This window comes from Levilactobacillus brevis, from assembly GCA_021383565.1.
Taxonomy (GTDB): Bacteria; Bacillota; Bacilli; order Lactobacillales; family Lactobacillaceae; genus Levilactobacillus; species Levilactobacillus brevis_B.
In genome coordinates this window covers 774,351-792,191 of record CP079699.1, presented here as the reverse complement: position 1 = coordinate 792,191, position 17,841 = coordinate 774,351, and the positions used below count along the sequence as shown (strand labels likewise).

The window sequence follows — 17,841 nt, the reverse complement described above, 5'->3', positions numbered from 1 at the left end:
CGGATTTGCGAGCGGTAATCGTTGCGCTTTCATTCAAAACAGCCTATTATAGAGATTAATAGTTACTATTAGGCTGACGTCATGTCGGCTAGACGGTTCGTCACGCCAGTCATAAGGAGTAAATTGCGGATGAAGACGAAACAAGAAAGTATTTTTTCTTCAAAAACCCTGACATATTTCCTGCAGCTTGCAGAAACCATGAATTACACGCAAGCTGCTCAAATTTTGGGAATCACTCAACCAGCTTTGACCCAACAGATCAAGAAGCTAGAACGAACGGTGGGGGCACCGCTCTTCTACTCAGTGGGGAAGAAACTGCGCTTATCGGACGCGGGCTACACCATGTTGGACGCCACGCATAAAATTTATGCGATTTTGAATCAGGCAACCGATGAGATTCAGCAGTCCACGAGTGCCACCCAGGGTGAAATTAACATTGGGCTGTTGGCCTCGATGGAGGACGCGGTCTTTGAGGACTTCGCCATCTTGTCCTACCAAAACAACCCAGAACTCAAGATTTCCTTCCACATGCTCACGCGGAAAGAAATTTGGGAACGGTTGGAAAACAACAAGATTGACTTGGCCATCATGTATCTCCCGGATGATTCTATTAAGAATTGGAAACCGTACGAGTCCAAGAAGATTATCTCGGACGACCTGTTGTTCATTCACCACGATGAAAAACTGGCCAAGAAACACCGGATCAAGTTCAAGGACACCACGGAAAACGTGTGGGCGATGTATCCGGACGGGTACTATCTGAACCAGACCATTCACGAGGCCTACAAAAACCAATTGGCTGATTTTCCTAAGGGCGTCGCTAACTTCACGACACCGACACAGCTCCTGCATTTCTCCATGCAAACGGGAGCATCGACGGCGTTACCGAACTCGTTTATGGTGGGTCAAGACGACTTGCCCCAAACGTGGACGGCCCACTTCGAGCCCAATATTCGCTTTGATTTAGCCTTTGTTTTCCGCAAGGGCAAGGCGGAGATTCCGCGAATCAGTCACTTCCTTGCGCAGTTTGATCACTATCTCCACACCGACGATTACATCTCGCGCCTCAAACAATTGCGTAACAAATAAACTTAAAATTATTGATTAAAGGAGTTTTTTACTCATGAGTAAAGCGTTAATTTTCGGTCACCAAAATCCTGATACGGATGCCATCGTGGCAGCTAAGGCCTTTGCCTACCTCCAAACCCAAAAGGGCTACGACGTTGAAGCCGTTGCCTTGGGTGAACCCAACATGGAAACCAACTACGTGTTGAACCACTTTGACGAACCCGCTCCTCGGGTCATCAAGACGGCTTCAAACGAAGTTGACCAAGTCATGTTGGTGGACCACAACGAAGCCCAACAAAGTGTTAGTGACCTCGACAAGGTGCAGGTCACTTTCGTGGTGGACCATCACCGGATTGCGAACTTCCACACGGATTCACCGCTGTACTACCGGGCCGAACCAGTGGGCTGTGTCAGCACCGTCCTGACGGAAATGTTTGACGAAGCTAAGATTGAAATCCCAGCTAAGTTAGCGGGCTTGATGTTATCCGCTATCATTTCCGATACGTTGTTGCTGAAGTCCCCAACCACGACCGATAAGGACCGCGAAGCCGTACGGGCCTTGGCCGAAATCGCCGATATTGACGTTCAAAGCTACGGCATTGCCATGCTGAAGGCCGGCACGAACTTGGCCGCTAAGAGCGACAAGGAATTGATCGACGGCGACGCTAAGTCCTTCGACATGAGTGGTCACAGTGTCCGGATTGGCCAAATCAACACGGTTGACCTAGATGACGTGATCTCTCGGCAAGCCGGGTTGGAAAAGGAAATGAACGCCGAAATCGCCGCTGACGGTTACGATCTGTTCATTACCTTGGCAACCAACGTCTTAAACAGCGACTCTGAAATGATCGTTGCCGGCGAACCTAAGGACGTGGTCGAAAAGGCCTTTAACACGAAGCTGGCCGCTAACCGCGCAAGCCTGCCTGGTGTCGTTTCCCGGAAGAAGCAAGTTGTGCCACCATTGACTGACGCTTTTAACGCTTAATTCGGTTAATTTACAATAATTTTGACGCTCCGCGAAGAAACCTTAACTTCGCGGGGCGTTTTTATCGCAACTTTTTTGCGCTCCGGATATAATACGGGTCGATGGTAGCCGTCAGGCATTTTCCTCTGATAAGAGAGAGGGAATTTGCATGACAAGAAGAAATGCTTGGTATCGAAGAATCGTAATTGCGCTGATTGCGATCGGTCTTTTTGTCAGCCAAGTTGGTGGTGCCGTGGCATTGGCAGCCGCCACTACACCGTTTGGACCTGAAAGATTTGCACAGGATCACGCCACTTACGCGATCACGACCAAGTCCGCTTACTATCAACGGATTTGGCGATCAGCGGTCAAAGCCTGGAACAAGACCGGGGCCTTTGACTTTAAGTTAGCCCCCGCCAAGTCGGCGCAGATTAAGCTGTCGACGGCTTCGGCTAGTCAGGCGAAGCAATTGGGTAAAGACGTCGGGTTAACGGAGTATTGGGCACGCCGGGATTATTTCGTCAAGATTAGTTCCGAACTCAACCCATCCTTGCTCCACAGCTACGGCTACTCTCGCTCATACGATTTACACGTGGCAGAACATGAATTAGGACATGCTATGGGTCTCGCTCACAACCCATCCAAGCATAGCGTGATGTACTACGAGAACCGTTCGGTCGGCATTCAACAGGTCGACATTAACGGGGTCAAGGCGCGTTACCAAACACCAGCTGGGCAAGCCAGCTAGCCAGCTAATCAGCTCAATAGAAGACAAGCGTCGATCCAGTGTGGGTCGGCGCTTTTTGAATGAGTGACCAAAACAGTTGGTAACCGTCAAGTTGAGGCGGTACGTGACTGGTCCGGTCAAAGGCTGAGACCTTCATGTACTGAGTCAGTTAGGCAAATTAGTTGCCTTTTGGCGTAAGAGTCTTAAACTAGAGAGTGTTAAAGATTGTGTGCAATCGATTGGAGGAATTCGAATGAAACAAGAAGATTCAGCAGATTTAAAGGCGCGACTCACCGCCGAAGAATACGCAGTTACCCAGAAGGCCGCGACGGAACCGGCCTTTACCGGTAAGTACGATGCCTTCTATGAACCCGGTATTTACGTGGACGTGGTGAGTGGTCAACCACTCTTCAGTTCAACAGATAAATACGACGCGGGTTGTGGGTGGCCGTCCTTCACCAAGCCAATCGATGCCGCTAATGTTAAGGAGAACACGGACCATTCGTTTGGTATGGTGCGTCAAGAAGTCCGGAGTTCGGACGCCCATTCCCATCTGGGTCACGTCTTTAACGATGGCCCGAAAGAAGCGGGGGGCTTACGCTACTGCATTAACTCGGCCGCACTGAAGTTTATTCCGGCCAACGAGTTAGAAGCACAGGGCTACCATGACTTTGGACAGCTCTTTCCTGAACAGAAATAAAAGGGGGACTTCGTAAAATGGAGACAGCAATTTTTGCCGGCGGGTGTTTCTGGTGCATGGTTCAGCCGTTCGACACGCAACCGGGCATCGAATCGGTGGTTTCCGGTTACACCGGTGGGCACACCGTCAATCCCACGTACGCCGAAGTCGCTAGTCATACGACGGGCCACACCGAGGCCGTGAAGATTACCTTTGACCCGGCCATCATTAGCTATGCTCAGCTCGTTGAGATCTACTGGCGGCAAACCGATCCAACCGATGCCAGCGGCCAATTTCAGGATCGTGGTGACAGCTACCGGCCGGTCATTTACGTGAATAGTCCGGAACAGCGGCAGATTGCAACGGCATCGAAGACTAAACTCGCGGCTAGTGGCCAGTTTGACGCGCCGATCGTCACTACGATTGCGGACGCCCAGCCATTCTATCCCGCCGAAGAGGAACATCAAGACTTTTACCGTAAGAATCCATTTCGCTACCAGGTTGAGGAAATGGGCGGTCGGCAGGACTTCATTCAAAGAAATTGGCAAGCCTAACTGTCTTATCGTGCGTTACAATTAACCATAAAGGATGGTGACGCAGTATGGGCTACGTTTTAGAGTTACGGCAAAAGATTGGATCACAACCGTTGATTGTGGTTGGTGCGGCAGCCGTGGTGATTACGGCGCAGCAACTCTTATTGGTTAAGCGCACGGATAACCAGCTCTGGGGCTTGCCGGCCGGTTCCAAGGAACTTGCGGAAGATCTTGCGACGACCGCCAGTCGTGAGCTCCATGAGGAAACGGGATTGATCGGCCAGCAACCAAAATTGCTGACGGTGGTCAGCGGTACGGGTATGCAGTACACATATCCCAACGGCGACCAGATTGATTCCGTGACCGTCGTATATCAGCTCACGGCGACTGGCAACTTACGCGCCGATCAAACGGAAACCAGTGTGGCTAAATATTTTTCGTTAAATGCGTTGCCAGAACAGCTGACGCCAATCACGCGGCAAATTTTAACACAGTTGCAACGAATAACAGTTAGCGACTAAATTTTACAGAAATTAGGTCTAGCGTACCAGTGACTGAAAAGTTGTGATTGCCCGATTTAAAATTGAAGTGCAACACCCCTTAAGACATTAAGGGTAAACAAATAGGCCATGGAGACCTATACTTTTAAGCGACCAAACCAAAAAGAAAGAGGTATCTCCATGACCCAGTCAAATCATACCACTACCATTACTTACCAACAACTCTCTGCCGAAGAGCGTGGCCAAATTGAAGCGTTCTTGAAGGACCACCAATCTGTTCGCCAAATTGCTCGTAATCTTCATCGAAATCCCAGTACTATCTCACGCGAAATCAAGCGTGGCACGGTTCGCCAGCTTAACTCCGACTATCTGCCATACTATCAATATTTTGCTGAAGCAGGACAGGCTGTCTATGAAAAAGACCGCCTTAAATGCCATTCTAAGGGTTTACTAAAGCGTTGCTGGCTCTTCTTCAAGCTGTTAGTCCAAGCACTCAAAACCAAGATTAGAGTCGATAGTGTCGATAGCTTCGTCCACCGATTCCATCAACTTTATCCGGACAAGCCGTGTCCATCGACCCCACGGTTTATCGGTACATTGATTTAGGTTATCTCGACCTCTGTAACGCTGATTTACCAGTCAAGCTTCGTCGCCGAGTAAAGAGCACTCGTCGAACTCGCTCCCGAAAGAATAAGAAGATATTGGGTAGCTCAATCGATGAGCGACAAGCTATCGTCGACCAACGCATCTTGGTGGGTGACTGGGAAGGAGACCTAGTTAAGGGCAAGCGGGTTGCTAGCGAGCCCGCACTGATGACATTAACCGAGCGTGTCAGTCGTTTTGAAATCATCGTTAAGATTCCTGACTACCACGCTGACACTTGCCGCCAGGCACTTCAAGGGGTCATTACGGCCTATGGTCCTAAGAACTTCCAGTCAATCACATTTGACAATGGCAGTGAATTTGCCGAGCTAGATCAGGTCCAAGGAACCAAAGTTTACTTCGCTCATCCTTATACGCCCTCTGAACGAGGGTCTAATGAGAATCTCAACGGTCTCATCCGTGAGTACATTCCGAAGGGCATCTCTCTCAAGAACTTTGATCTACCAACGATCCAAGCCATTCAAAACGCACTTAACCATCGCTTACGTAAATCCCTGGGCTATGCTAGCGCCGCCCAGGTCTTCAAAACACAGGTCTTCAAGAACATGCATCCGGTTATGCTTACGCCTTACTGTCCTGTGTTGCACTTGATTTGACAATTGGGGAAAAGTTGTGATTGGCGTTTAGACCTAATTTTTTTGGTTTAAACTCTACTTTCGATAATATATATTATGTAAAGTAGAGAATGAAATAACTTTCTTCCCGTATTTGGTGGTGCCCCCATTCCGCTTTGACTTGTTGCAACATTTATTCGCGACGTTTGGTCAGCAGACGCTAACTTCGTCGACTGCCTGATTCGTTGAAAGTAAAACGACGATGACCATCTAAGAGTTGCAGCGAGATTTTTTGTCAGGCGTTCTCGGCGCAGCAACTAGTGAGCTCACCGCTTCGCCAGTTACCGTCGCCATACACAAGATTAGATGAATTTAGCTTAATTTTGAGGCGCATTCTACGTTAATCTCGTGGTCAGGTCTCCATCTAATCGCTGAACGTGTGCTTAGAATCAACGTCTAAAATGACCGTTTAGGACTGGTTACTCAGTGGCTAACCGGTAACCGTTGCTATTTTAGCTGCTAGCAAATCGACTGCTTGATGGGACCGATCATTACTTTATTTGGCGTGGGCTCGTGTGCACAGTAGCTAGCGGTGCTGCTTAGAAGTTGCTCACGCGATTGGACCATCCTAAGTAATTCAGATGAGGCTCGTAACTAAAAAATGGCGCAGATTGGGCCTTGCAACGCGGATTTCAAGTTCAGGTTTAGATACGCTATAAACATTGCTGTACCGGCGTTTGCTACCAGTAGCCAATCGATACGATGAATCTAAAGAAGATAACGTTAAACGCCGCTAGACCAGTGTTTCCACTACCTAATAACGGTCAAATGGCCTGTCAGTATTTAAGTAGCTAGACCTCTAGGCAAATCATTTAAGCAACTATTTTCATTAAAACAAATATTTTAAAGATAATAGTATCTAAAATTTAGGCGGGGGACTTGCTAATTTTTCGTTTCCCCGGTATCATAGTTGATGAGAACATACGTTTGGAGGCCACTTCTATGGAAAAGCAGCACTACTTAAAATTAATCGACGAAGAATTGGCCATTGCGCCCTGGTACGTCCAAGAATACTATCAGGCCAAGGCCACGATTCCCTTGTCACCGGCCACCCTATACCAATACCTGACGGAGTTTCGCCGCTTCTTCAATTGGCTAATCAGCGAAGGCTTGACCCCCGCTACGCGCCCTGCCGATATTGACATTCAGGTCCTAGCAACGTTAAAGAAAGAAACCGTGGAGTTGTATAAGTCGGCCCTACTGAACCAGACCAAATTAACGGGCGCTCCTGGTAGTCGCACGCACCCCACAATCAATCGGTCGCTCAACGCCCTCTCCTCGCTCTTCAAATACCTAACTGAAGATACCGAAGACGACAACGGTGAAGCCTACTTCGACCGCAACGTCATGCATAAGATCGCTCTGGTCCGCACCAGCGAGACCTACGCCACGCGCGCAGCCAATCTCAAGACCAAGTTGATGCTGGGCAACACCGATCACGAGTATCTGGACTTCATTGATCAGAAGTACGAGGCACTCCTGTCGCCGGCTAAGAAACGTTACTTCCATCGCGATAAACGCCGGGACCTGGCGATCAACGCCTTGCTACTCGGTAGTGGTTTGCGGGTCTCTGAAGCGGCCAACGCCGACCTGCGGCATCTGAATCTCAAGACCGGGACAATTGGCGTGATTCGTAAGGGTGGTCAGCGTGACACCGTCCCAATTGCCCCGTGGACGCTGCCATACATTCAGGACTACGTCGACCATCGCGAAGCTACTTACCACGCGCTCAGTAGCGACCGCGCCCTATTTCTCAGCAGTTATCGTGGTCAGGCTTCACGGCTACAGGCCAATTCCATGGAAAAGATGGTGGCCAAGTACTCGGCGGCCTTTAAGGTCCGGATAACGCCCCATAAGCTCCGACATACCCTGGCGTCCAAACTCTACCTGGCCACCAAGAACGAGCAACTCGTGGCCACCCAGCTCGGCCAGAACTCGACCAGCGCCACGGGACTGTACACGCACATCATTGATGAGGAACAGCGGCAGGGCTTGGAAAAAATGTAATAATTAGTGTAAAAGCTCCCAAGGCATTCCATCCTTGAGAGCTTTTCATTTATACAATTACTTTGCCTTGCGATCCCCATTGACTATTTATTGTCTAAAATCCAGGCTTCACGAGTGACCTAAATAAACTGATCCATTGTCGCAATGACTTTAGCCCACGTCACCGGGTCACAGCGTTCGATGAAGTCTAAATTTCTACGTTCGAAATCCACTGATCTAAGCTGATGTGTCACTACTTCTTCCAAAATTTCACGGGGATTTGCGATGGTAACGTAGGTGCCAAATGCCCGATGAGTACTGGTAATTGGACAAATCAAACAGAAGCCAGTTAACTTATTAAATGCATTTTTACTGACAACTAAACCCGGCCGCCGTTTTCGAATTTCAGGCCCGATCGATGGATCAAAATTAATATAGACCCAATCCCCCTGCGCTGGAATATACATTAGTTCTGACCCGCGTCCCACTCTCGATCTTCTTTAGAAATACTATCCCGAAAGCCAACTCAGTCAGCTTCCTTAGCGAATAAGTGATTCCGCAATGGTGTCAGTACAAAGGTATCATCTATCTTGACAATCTTGTACTTGTCTCCAGCCTCAGCGTTAAGTTCACTAGGAATAATTGCGCCCACTGAATTACCAATCTTTCGAATAGTCGTTTCCATATTCCACCACTCCTAATCATTATCTTCAACCTAAAGCCCGTATAACTAAGTTGACCATGTGCTTGTCGTTTTCGTTTATCCCAGCAAATGCGGCGCGGTACCGTCATAGAGCTGTCCTTCAATCACCCAATTCATGGCAACCACTTCGCCGGTCTCGGTCAACGTCAGGGCAAAGATGCCACCGTTAGCCGCGCCCGATCGGCTACCCGCATCAATCAGGTAGCGCGGCGTGTCTTGCACATCCGCCTGCATCTTCACGAAGCCGTAGCCCGTCGTCGTTAGCGCCTGAACTGGCGTGTGGCCGGTCACAATCACCTTATTCGTCAGGTTGCGATGCCACTTGTGATGGTGGTCAAAGTAATAGTCATCACGAATCCACATCAGATCGTCACGCACCTGCTGAGCGAGCGGATAATCCCAATTCAAGCCGGCATGCACCGCCAACAGGTGTGGCCGCTCCCAAGTCAGTGGCAGATGCGCTAAAAATTCCGTGTAGCGCCGTAACGGCTCCGCATTGAGTGCCGTCGCCACGACAGCTGGATTACTGGAGCGAATCCCCAACTTACGCCAAGTTTTCGCCCCACCATTTAACCGCCAAATCTGATAACTCAGATCATCACCGCGGGCCGTCTGAACCCAAAAATCATCGTGATTGCCGAGAAGCGCAACGTCCCCGTGGTGGTTAACGCGCTCCATAATCAGCTCTAACGCGGCCAGCGGCGCGATGGGACTCGGCTGATCCGTTCCTGTTCGAAATGCCAGACCATCCGCATAATCGCCGAGAAAGATGAGGCGACTGTTCTGCAGGTCGCTGGCGTGGAGGAGTACGTCCAAATCATCCGCTGCCGAGTGAATATCCCCAATAAATGTATACGTCATGCGCACGCTTCCTTTACGCTAATCCTTCGTTCTCTTCATTCAGCCGGTCACAATCCTTGATTAGTTGGCAAACTTCCTTCTCCGGCGTCAGCTTCATCGAGTATTTTCGACCAAATTCAATCATCGTGTGGTGCGCTTGATGGAGTTCTGCCGGCTTTAACACACTGACAATCTTTTTTTCCACCTGCAGTGGGGATGCGGTCTGATCGACGAAGTGCAACCGCTTGGAAATGGCGGAAACGTGGGTATCCACCGCAAACGTCGGCTGGGCAAAGACGTCGCTCAACACCACGTTAGCTGTCTTCCGCCCGGCACCCGGCAAGGCCATGATGCCTTTACGGTCGGTCGGCACGACGTCGTTGAGCTCCTCGTGGACGATCCGGGCCGTCTTAATGATATTACGGGCCTTATTGTGAAAGAGGCCGACACTCTTGATGATTCCCTCCACGTCGGTCACATCCGCATCCATTAAGTCTTGCGGGTTGGGATACTTCGCAAACAGCACCGGCGTCACCTTATTGACGGAAACATCCGTCGCCTGCGCGCTCAGAATCACCGAGATTAAGTATTGAAATGGTGTCCGCGAATCCAACGACGGCCCCACCGGCCCCATCTCCGCTTCCATCTGATGAATCGCCCAAACAATCTGATCATCTTTTAACATGGTACACCCCCACTTTCTTTTACCTCTATACTACCCGACTTTGCGGTCCAGGTGGGAGCCAAATCCAAGATTCTTTCACGTCGTCATCGAAAAGGGCCCTGATTACCGCCGCAATCTGGCCCCCACCATCAAGCGAAGACCTAACGCGACCGAAAATGGCAGGCGGTCGTATCTGTCGGGTAACCATCGTCGGAATTTGATGGTTCGGGGGCAAATCACTGGTAATCTCCGTCACGAATCGGTACATTTAAGCCAACCTAATTCGTTTAGGAGGACAATGTCATGTCACTTGGCACCACACTCAAGCAGGTTCGCAAACGTCAAGGCCTGTCCCGAGCTACAGTAGCGACCGGCATCTGCGCCCAATGCCAAGTTACTCGTGGCCCTGTGTCGCCGGTTAGACATCTCCCTAGCCGAGATTAGCCTCGCCAATGACTTTGCCATCAGTGGGGATGACGCGTTAAACGCCCACCTGCAAACCCTCTGTAACCAGCACCGCTACCAAGAGCTGCGCGATTTTCTTCTGGCCCCCACAACGCTAGCCGCCGTCACCACGGATGCGCAAACCCAGGCCTACTACTATTACCTCGGGGTGGCGCAGCTGCATAGTGAGACCGACATCAGCGTTGCCCAACAAAACCTGCAGTTTGCTGCCGATATGGCCCCGTCCCGGCAACTCACGACCCTCACGCGGCTGGCACTCGCTTCGCTGGCCACGGTTAAGGCCAAGCGACACTTAACCCGTAGCGCCCAACAACTCACGGAACAGGCCCTGACCCAACTTGATCAGGTGCCCTACGAAGAAAATCAAAACATCCTCTTTTACTTAGCGGCGCTGACCGCCTACTGGTCGCAAGATCCCGCACGCGCCACCGACCGGTTACTGACCGGCATTCGGTTCATTACTGACCATAATTCCCCTTACATGCTGGCAAACTGTTACCGGCTGATCGCCGAGATTGCGGAACAGGCCGGTCGGGAGAATGAAGCGGCTGAGGCCCGGCAGAAGCAGCACTTTCTCTCTACTCTTTTTCACGAGGCCGTTCCGGAAAAATTTTAAATTATCAGAATCCTGATTATCACCGTCCGCGATAATCAGGTACAGTAAGGCCATCCAAATTAAGGAGGCCTTTTTTCATGAACACACTTTTTCAAAACACCATCACTGCTTCTATCTCTGCCGATCGGTTACGCACCGTCCTGACCCAACCGGAGAAACTACCTTTGTGGAATCCCGCAATTACCCGGGTAACGCCGGACAATGCCGACTTCCTCATCACCCGCCGTCCGCCGGCCCTCAACGTCCACGAACGGGTCACCCTCACGACGACGGCCGACCAGGTGATCTACCAGAGTAGCGAAGGCCAACTCGCCTACCACCTCCGCTTTACGCTACATCAGGGAGCAGATCAGACCACGCTGACGGAGATTCTCCAAGTGGAAGAAGCAATTAAACGCCACGTGCCCCTCGGCCTATTGGCGCCCATTGCCAAACAGGCCTTCGCCCGGAACCTCCAGCGTTTAGTCACCATTGCGGCGGCATTCACACCCGCGGATTAAGATGAGACGATCATAGAAAGGAAGTCCGACCATTGCTAGTCGTCACGCTCGCAACTAACTGGGATCACATTCTCACCCTAGTCACGATTCTCTGGCTGATTGGCTGGGGAATTCGGGCCCTATTAGTCGGCCTTCTACTGGGTGGTCTCTACTGGATTTATCGGCATAATCGGTGAGCGACTAACCTAAATTTCATTCCAGATGAAGCGACCGTGACGGCAAGTCAGGGCCGCTTTTGTCGTATAGGACGCAGTGTGATTAGCTTCCCCGCACAACAAATGCCCCACATCGCTAGTGGTGACGATTAGCCATCAATGTCAAAATCAACATCTCACTATTAGCGGTTAGTATACAGACATCGCAAAACAAGCTAATTGGTCATGACTACTTAGTGGACCCTGCTACTATAGAGTTGCAGAGAGGGAAATGGTCACTTAAGCAAGCAACTAAAAATGTTGTTCAAGGCTAACCGCGTGGAGCTTACGACATCCAGTTAGCCAATCTTAGCGTGGCACAATTAGATTGGAGGAATTATTATGCGGATCAAGAAGTTTATTAATCGTGCCGGCAGTAGTCTTGCTGTTGTTGCTTTAGTATTGGGCTTATCCCCACTAGTGGTTAAGGCGGCTGGTCCTGGGACCGCGACCAGTAACTTAACGACGGTTTCTACGGGATATGTCGCTGATGGTACCAGTAACGCCGAGGCGATGTCTAACGCCGAATTCTCAGTGACACCAGGGATGTTAACGTTGAATGCGGTACCTAACGTTTTCCTGGGGAGCACGACTGTTAAGGACGTTGCCACGGACGGTGCTAAGTTGCCAATCGCGACTGGCTCCACTACTGGTGGGACCGGCTATGATGGGAATAACACCGGTGCTTTGAACGTTACGGACTATCGTGGTGATCATGCCGGCTGGTCATTAACCGTTGGGATGGGTCCCTTCACTTCTGGAACGTCAACCGTTGATAGCGCAACGTTAGCTCTGGACTTTACGCCAGAGGCCATGGATAACACGGCTACTGCCGCACCAACCAGCGTCGCCCTCACTCAAGGGACGGTCACGAATGGCTGGATCACGAGTCCTTCTACGTTGTGGACAGCCGCTGCTAAGTCCGGTGAAGGCAGTAACAGTGCCACTACCAATGCTCAGACTAATCTGACTATTGGTAAACAAAACACGATTTCTGCCGGGACTTATGATGCGACGCTCTACTGGGCATTACAAGATGCGCCGACCGCAACGCCTGCTTCATAACTTTTTGATGACTAGATGATTGACTAAAGGTGGTGCTGACAATGAATTTGAACAGGTTTAAGTGGTGGCTCGTTGCGTTTCTGGCTCTCGTCAGTTTACTGGGAGGTGGTTCGCCGATTACGGCGAAGGCCGCTCAGTCCGATCAGCCTGGAAGCACGAACTTTGCGTCCATTCCGTTGCTCCCCAAGAATCAGGTATCGGCTAAAGCCGATTACTTTGATCTAAAGGTCCAACCCGGTGGTACACAGGTTCTCAAACTGGCCGTCGAAAACCCAACCAAGTCGGCACGGACGCTCAAAGTCATTCCGGTGAACGCGACAACTGCGGATACCGGACACGCCGTTTATGTTCCTTCGAATCGCACGGATCCGTCCGCTCAGACCACGTTTACTGACATGACGTCGGGCCCTGTAACGTTGCATCTGGCGGCTCATCAAGGTAAAACGGTCACGTTTACGACGCGGATTCCCGCGGGTGGCTTCACGGGGCAAGTGCTCGGTGGACTCTTCGTCACTGACCCTAACGCCAGTCCGTCATCCTCTAACAGTAACTTTACCCTGCAGAATCGTTACGCGGAGGTCACCGCGGTGTCCTTGTGGTGTCAACCCAACCAGATACTGCCGATCAATCTCAAGCTAGCCGATGTTGCGGTTAAAACGCAAAATGGCCAACCCAAAGTCTTGGCTAAGTTGCGTAATCTCACACCAGCCCTCTTCGGCAACATGCAGATTCAGGCACGTATCCTGCGTACCCACACAGGTAAGCAAGTCTTAACACAGTCGTGGAAGAACGGGTCAATGGCGCCAAATAGTTGGTTCAATCTCCCCGTTGGCCTGGGAAAGTCCCGAATTGCCGCTGGTCAATATACGTTGAAGTTACACATCACCAGTGACAAACGAGTCTGGAACTTTAGTCGTCCATTTACATTGACGTCCAAGGCTTCCGAAACTCACAATGCGTTAATTCACTCGGATAAGACGCCGAATAACTGGTGGATCTGGTTACTCTTAGCACTCCTGCTGGTCTTGTTGTTGATCGGCTTGGCTTACTGGTTAGGCAAGCGCCGTTCACGCGACGAGGACACGCCGGAATCGGAGTTGAACGATACCGTAACGCTGACTAAGCCGACAGACGAGGCACAATCTCATTCGAAGTCGTAACAGGGGGAATTCATTATGCGAAATTGGGAACGAATCTTACGGGGATTACTCGTTGGGGTCGCCGTGCTAGTAGGCTGGCTAGCTGTCAGCCCGACGGCACAAGCGGCCAGTACGGCCCCGCAAACACCAACATCGCCTCCGACGTCGATCTTAGGCATTAACCTTGCGGGTGGTTTTACGCAACAACCTATTGATTCAAATGTCGTTGCCGGCCACAGTGTGACGCTGTCTGCCAAAGGGACGCGGAACATTCTGGAAGCGGCTACCAACCCCCTCGGTAGTCGGAAGTACGTCTGGTGGGAGTCTACCGATGGTGGCAGTACCTACCAGACGGTCGGCACCAATAGCACAACGTATACCTTTACCGCCCCGGAAGTAACCAAGGCCACGCCGCTCATGTTTCAATGTGAATATGACTTCACCGGGATTGGCCTCTTCTACAACGAATGGTCGCGAATCGCCACGGTTACCGTGACGCCTGACCGGGTTCCGACTACGGATATTCAGGTCTCTGCCGACAGTAACGCCCTGTATAATGGTGAGGAAACTACCGTTCATGCAACGTTAACCCCAGATACCGCGACTGACCCCATCACGTGGACCAGCAGTAATCCCGGGTTAGCCTCGGTGGACGCCTACGGGGATGTCACCGCAACCAGCGCCTCCAGTAATCTCGACGGAACGGCTGATGATCATGGCACCGTCACCATCACCGGGACGAGTAATGGTCACAGCGATTCCACTAAGATTGTCGTCGGCGCCTTGCAAAACGTTACCGTCAACGAAGGTAGTGACGCCACGTTCACCCTGAAGAATCTGCCCGAGGGGATGACCGTTGCGAACTGGTACAAGGTCGACGATGGCACAACCACCGCGCTGAATTCGACTTCGACCAGTTACACCGTCAGCAAAACCACTGTCGGTGGTGACAACGGCACGTCGTACTACGCCACGTTGAACTACACGGTTAACGGGAGTACCAAATCGGTCAATACCAACGCGGCACTCCTGACCGTCAACAAGAGTGGTCTGTTAGCCCTGACGGCGGTTCCTAACTTCAACTTCGGTAGCACCGATGTCGCCTCGGTCATTCGTAGCGATACCACGCTGGAGAACTTGGATGAAGTCACCAGCGGCAGTAACTACGACGGCAATAACAACGGTGAATTGTCTGTTATGGATAGTCGAGAAACCGGTGGCGACTGGACCTTGACCGCTAGCTTAGCGCCCTTCACGCTCAGTGATGGCGACAATGGCCAGCTTAGCGCCGTGATTCTTGACCTCTCTGACCCAACATCACGGCTGGATCAGAACATTCCAGCTACCAACACCGCAACCAAGATCTACACGTCCAGCGACTACGATGGTCAGGACTTCGACGTTACCGATAGCCAATTGACGTTTGCTGCCGACCCCGAGATAACGGCTGGCGACTACCAGAGCACCGTCACTTGGACACTGTCAGTAGCACCTAGTTAATCAACATAGGATTTAAAACGATCGCGTAAGTTGACCTCAGCTTGCACGATCGTTTTTTTTGACTATTTTTAAACGAAAAGTTGAGAGCTTGCAAACACGCTCCAGCCCCAGCTGGTAAGACTTATCGCCATTAAATGAGTTATCAAAATCACACCAGCGGCTGCCAGAGATTCCGACGCTGTCTGGCCACTTCACCGGTCTAAAACCAAGCACCCGCTACAAAAAGCACCGGGTATGCGATGAAGAAGAGCGACGCACTCTTGACCGTGGTCATAAAAGTTTTCTGCTTGTCCTGCACCTTAAAGAAGGGCCGCATACCCCACCACATTGCTGGCAACAGGAGGGCCACGTAACCGGTGCTCCAGGGCGCAATCCGTAAGACCACATTGACCAGGGGCCATAGACTGCCAATAATCAGTAAGGCTTGAATTAATTTAACGGCGCCGGCCTGGCCCAAGTAATAAGCCAACGTATAGCGTCGGTTGCGAATATCTTCTTCCCGGTCCGCCGTGTTATTAGCCAACTGGAGCGTAAAGAAGATCAGCGTGAGCGGCAAACACAACAAGAAGGTAATCCCCACCGTCTGCCAAGTCAATGGGCGTTGACCGTACGTTGAGACCACCACGCAGGTCAACTGAATCAGAAAGGCAATCGACAGTGCCACCACCGTTTCACAGAATGGCGTGGCATTAATCGGCCGAGGACCCGCCGTGTAGAAGATGCCAATGGCGTACCCCAATGCGCCCAGTAGAAGAACCAACCAGCCGGTTCGCCAGACCAACCAGATTCCCGGCAAAAGCGCTACGGTGTACAGACTAATGGCGAGGTAGCCAACACCGGCCACCGGCAACTGTAGACGTCCCACTGGATTGGTCTTCTGCGCGTAATCTATCCGATCATGCGCATGACGGTAATCATAATAGTTGTCTGAGACATTGACGGCCAGATCGAAGATAAAGACCGTGACGAGACACAATCCAACATTGCCCCAATTCACCACGCCCAAATGAAACTGGGCGATTGCAACGCCCAACACGAACCACATGATATTTAAGGGCGCCGTGTAAATCTCCGTTAGTTCATAGAATACCGGCCACGTTAACCATCGTTGCATCGAATTCCCCCTCGTTTAATCTCTGTCTTTAACTTTAGCAGATTCAATCACGTTCACCAAAGCGGCCGTCTTACAAATTTATTTATACGGCGATACGATGTTTCTAAAATGCTCAACGACAGGCTTTGTCGCGAAATCGCTATGCTTTCCCTCCTGGTAGACTGGTCAAACACGTCAGTGATAGCTTGTCGCCCTTTAATCTCGGCAACGCGTTGAAAATGTGACCTTTCTTGGGCGAAGACCTTATGAATTTGCTAAAGCCCCAAAGAAACCTTAAAACCCAGGCCAGAATCTCCCTAGTTGCCCAATTATGCGTTAGTCTAGAAGCATGTTGAACGACCGTTTAAGTACTTCGCATCTCACGGAGGTGATTCGATGCGCTGGGAACCCCTATTAATTATCTTCCTTATGGCCTGCTTAAGTGGCCTGTTGATTGTCACCACCATGCGTAAACACCGGTGGTTCGCCCTGCTCACTCTAGCCTATCTAACCGGATTAGGCGCAATTCTCTTTACACCGATTTCAATTTCTGGTATCAGCATCTACGTCATGCCTGCCGGTTTTGGCCGCGTGAACCTCACGCAACTCGACCTCTTTAATCTCGGCTTCGCAGAAAATATTCTACTAACTCTGCCATTGGGTCTACTTTTAAAATGGCTAGCGCCCAAACTTCCCCTGTTGGGGGTTGGCCTGTTCGGCCTCTTCGCCGGCAGTAGTATTGAAACCATGCAGTACATCCTTTCGCAACATTGGCTGATTAACCGTAGCAGTGATATCAACGATGTGCTGGCTAACGCACTGGGAATCCTCATCGGTGGTGCCGCCGTAGCCGTCTTTTATCGTCTTCGCGGTCACCATCGGCAACAACGCCAGCAGCGCGCCGTGGCTTGAGCTTCGCTGTAACCAACCGCCCTACTTATTACTAATGTAATTTACGGCGATTTTGTTGCAGGATTTGGCTAAAAACTACCGAAAAATCGGATTAATCACGAAAGCATTTCCCACCTGAATTATCAACTAAAGGTTGCAAGTTAAAAAACAGCTAAAATCCTTAGTGTGACAAGGATACCACCCATTATAATATGCTAGTCGCGTGCTGGCCGCCTTACCGTTCGCCAAATTTGGTCTGGATCGCGGTGGGCAGGACGGGAAAAGCCAAAGAACGGTCTTTTTCCTCGCTTTGAGCCGTCAGCCCGCGTCTCAAAGACGCCATTTTCCAAGTAGGACACTTGGAAAATCCCACGGCTGAGACCAAATTTAGCTCACTCACGGCTTCCTGAGGTGTACCCAATTAAACTGGCCAAACA

Annotated in this window: 18 protein-coding genes and 2 pseudogenes; 15 read left to right on the top strand and 5 right to left on the bottom strand. The window is 50.8% G+C overall.

Annotation, left to right across the window (positions count from 1 at the left end):
- Positions 1–129: 129 nt before the first annotated feature.
- The 8 genes and pseudogenes from KB236_03780 to xerS all read left to right on the top strand — a co-directional run bounded on the left by KB236_03780 (position 130) and on the right by xerS (position 7,755).
- The gene (locus KB236_03780; protein ID UIF29862.1) at positions 130–1,089 is read left to right on the top strand and encodes a LysR family transcriptional regulator; all 960 of its coding nucleotides are present in this window, start codon (positions 130–132) and stop codon (positions 1,087–1,089) included.
- A gap of 34 nt (positions 1,090–1,123) precedes the next feature.
- Positions 1,124–2,053 (top strand): manganese-dependent inorganic pyrophosphatase, encoded by a 930-nt coding sequence (locus KB236_03775; protein ID UIF29861.1) that lies wholly within the window; start codon positions 1,124–1,126, stop codon positions 2,051–2,053.
- A 148-nt stretch (positions 2,054–2,201) separates the two neighbouring features.
- Complete coding sequence (locus KB236_03770; GenBank protein UIF29860.1) at positions 2,202–2,780, top strand: matrixin family metalloprotease; 579 nt, start codon at positions 2,202–2,204, stop codon at positions 2,778–2,780.
- A gap of 232 nt (positions 2,781–3,012) precedes the next feature.
- The gene (msrB, locus tag KB236_03765; protein UIF29859.1) at positions 3,013–3,459 is read left to right on the top strand and encodes a peptide-methionine (R)-S-oxide reductase MsrB; all 447 of its coding nucleotides are present in this window, start codon (positions 3,013–3,015) and stop codon (positions 3,457–3,459) included.
- 17 nt (positions 3,460–3,476) lie between these two features.
- Positions 3,477–3,992, top strand: coding sequence for a peptide-methionine (S)-S-oxide reductase MsrA (msrA, locus tag KB236_03760; GenBank protein ID UIF29858.1), 516 nt, complete (start codon positions 3,477–3,479; stop codon positions 3,990–3,992).
- Positions 3,993–4,039: 47 nt separating this feature from the next.
- Positions 4,040–4,492, top strand: a complete 453-nt coding sequence (locus tag KB236_03755) for an NUDIX domain-containing protein (GenBank protein ID UIF29857.1) — start codon at positions 4,040–4,042, stop codon at positions 4,490–4,492.
- Positions 4,493–4,651: 159 nt separating this feature from the next.
- Positions 4,652–5,730: pseudogene (locus KB236_03750) on the top strand (IS30 family transposase).
- Positions 5,731–6,690: 960 nt separating this feature from the next.
- Positions 6,691–7,755 (top strand): tyrosine recombinase XerS, encoded by a 1,065-nt coding sequence (gene xerS, locus KB236_03745; protein UIF29856.1) that lies wholly within the window; start codon positions 6,691–6,693, stop codon positions 7,753–7,755.
- Positions 7,756–7,874: 119 nt separating this feature from the next.
- Here xerS and KB236_03740 read toward each other — a convergent pair whose 3' ends face one another.
- The 4 genes from KB236_03740 to KB236_03725 all read right to left on the bottom strand — a co-directional run bounded on the left by KB236_03740 (position 7,875) and on the right by KB236_03725 (position 9,962).
- Positions 7,875–8,201, bottom strand: a complete 327-nt coding sequence (locus KB236_03740; protein ID UIF29855.1) for a type II toxin-antitoxin system PemK/MazF family toxin — start codon at positions 8,199–8,201, stop codon at positions 7,875–7,877.
- 59 nt (positions 8,202–8,260) lie between these two features.
- Positions 8,261–8,419 (bottom strand): antitoxin MazE, encoded by a 159-nt coding sequence (locus tag KB236_03735; GenBank protein ID UIF29854.1) that lies wholly within the window; start codon positions 8,417–8,419, stop codon positions 8,261–8,263.
- A gap of 75 nt (positions 8,420–8,494) precedes the next feature.
- Entirely contained in the window at positions 8,495–9,298 is an 804-nt protein-coding gene (locus tag KB236_03730) for a metallophosphoesterase (GenBank protein UIF29853.1), read from the bottom strand.
- 13 nt (positions 9,299–9,311) lie between these two features.
- Positions 9,312–9,962, bottom strand: coding sequence for an endonuclease III (locus tag KB236_03725; protein ID UIF29852.1), 651 nt, complete (start codon positions 9,960–9,962; stop codon positions 9,312–9,314).
- A gap of 282 nt (positions 9,963–10,244) precedes the next feature.
- On the opposite strand from KB236_03725, the pseudogene KB236_03720 reads away from it, so the two are divergent.
- From KB236_03720 to KB236_03695, 6 genes and pseudogenes are all read left to right on the top strand, one after another.
- A pseudogene (locus KB236_03720) lies at positions 10,245–11,022 on the top strand (XRE family transcriptional regulator).
- A gap of 77 nt (positions 11,023–11,099) precedes the next feature.
- A complete protein-coding gene (locus KB236_03715) occupies positions 11,100–11,522 on the top strand; it encodes an SRPBCC family protein (protein ID UIF29851.1) in 423 nt (140 codons plus the stop codon).
- Positions 11,523–11,554: 32 nt separating this feature from the next.
- Positions 11,555–11,698, top strand: a complete 144-nt coding sequence (locus KB236_03710) for a hypothetical protein (GenBank protein ID UIF29850.1) — start codon at positions 11,555–11,557, stop codon at positions 11,696–11,698.
- A gap of 360 nt (positions 11,699–12,058) precedes the next feature.
- Positions 12,059–12,781 carry a WxL domain-containing protein gene (locus KB236_03705; GenBank protein UIF29849.1) on the top strand — a complete coding sequence of 241 codons (723 nt, stop codon included), beginning with the start codon at positions 12,059–12,061 and terminating at the stop codon, positions 12,779–12,781.
- A 41-nt stretch (positions 12,782–12,822) separates the two neighbouring features.
- Positions 12,823–13,941 (top strand): DUF916 and DUF3324 domain-containing protein, encoded by a 1,119-nt coding sequence (locus tag KB236_03700; protein ID UIF29848.1) that lies wholly within the window; start codon positions 12,823–12,825, stop codon positions 13,939–13,941.
- 15 nt (positions 13,942–13,956) lie between these two features.
- The gene (locus KB236_03695) at positions 13,957–15,420 is read left to right on the top strand and encodes a WxL domain-containing protein (GenBank protein ID UIF29847.1); all 1,464 of its coding nucleotides are present in this window, start codon (positions 13,957–13,959) and stop codon (positions 15,418–15,420) included.
- A 199-nt stretch (positions 15,421–15,619) separates the two neighbouring features.
- On the opposite strand, the gene KB236_03690 is transcribed toward KB236_03695, so the two are convergent.
- Complete coding sequence (locus KB236_03690) at positions 15,620–16,534, bottom strand: prenyltransferase (GenBank protein ID UIF29846.1); 915 nt, start codon at positions 16,532–16,534, stop codon at positions 15,620–15,622.
- Positions 16,535–16,909: 375 nt separating this feature from the next.
- On the opposite strand from KB236_03690, the gene KB236_03685 reads away from it, so the two are divergent.
- Positions 16,910–17,425, top strand: a complete 516-nt coding sequence (locus KB236_03685; GenBank protein UIF29845.1) for a VanZ family protein — start codon at positions 16,910–16,912, stop codon at positions 17,423–17,425.
- Positions 17,426–17,841: the final 416 nt, after the last annotated feature.

Coding starts and splice junctions, on each gene's coding strand:
- xerS (UIF29856.1), top strand. CDS start 6,691: ATGGAAAAGCAGCACTACTTAAAATTAATCGACGAAGAATTGGCCATT.
- KB236_03770 (UIF29860.1), top strand. CDS start 2,202: ATGACAAGAAGAAATGCTTGGTATCGAAGAATCGTAATTGCGCTGATT.
- msrB (UIF29859.1), top strand. CDS start 3,013: ATGAAACAAGAAGATTCAGCAGATTTAAAGGCGCGACTCACCGCCGAA.
- KB236_03715 (UIF29851.1), top strand. CDS start 11,100: ATGAACACACTTTTTCAAAACACCATCACTGCTTCTATCTCTGCCGAT.
- KB236_03685 (UIF29845.1), top strand. CDS start 16,910: ATGCGCTGGGAACCCCTATTAATTATCTTCCTTATGGCCTGCTTAAGT.
- KB236_03690 (UIF29846.1), bottom strand. CDS start 16,534: ATGCAACGATGGTTAACGTGGCCGGTATTCTATGAACTAACGGAGATT.
- KB236_03730 (UIF29853.1), bottom strand. CDS start 9,298: ATGACGTATACATTTATTGGGGATATTCACTCGGCAGCGGATGATTTG.
- KB236_03775 (UIF29861.1), top strand. CDS start 1,124: ATGAGTAAAGCGTTAATTTTCGGTCACCAAAATCCTGATACGGATGCC.
- msrA (UIF29858.1), top strand. CDS start 3,477: ATGGAGACAGCAATTTTTGCCGGCGGGTGTTTCTGGTGCATGGTTCAG.
- KB236_03700 (UIF29848.1), top strand. CDS start 12,823: ATGAATTTGAACAGGTTTAAGTGGTGGCTCGTTGCGTTTCTGGCTCTC.
- KB236_03755 (UIF29857.1), top strand. CDS start 4,040: ATGGGCTACGTTTTAGAGTTACGGCAAAAGATTGGATCACAACCGTTG.
- KB236_03740 (UIF29855.1), bottom strand. CDS start 8,201: ATGTATATTCCAGCGCAGGGGGATTGGGTCTATATTAATTTTGATCCA.
- KB236_03705 (UIF29849.1), top strand. CDS start 12,059: ATGCGGATCAAGAAGTTTATTAATCGTGCCGGCAGTAGTCTTGCTGTT.
- KB236_03780 (UIF29862.1), top strand. CDS start 130: ATGAAGACGAAACAAGAAAGTATTTTTTCTTCAAAAACCCTGACATAT.
- KB236_03725 (UIF29852.1), bottom strand. CDS start 9,962: ATGTTAAAAGATGATCAGATTGTTTGGGCGATTCATCAGATGGAAGCG.
- KB236_03735 (UIF29854.1), bottom strand. CDS start 8,419: ATGGAAACGACTATTCGAAAGATTGGTAATTCAGTGGGCGCAATTATT.
- KB236_03695 (UIF29847.1), top strand. CDS start 13,957: ATGCGAAATTGGGAACGAATCTTACGGGGATTACTCGTTGGGGTCGCC.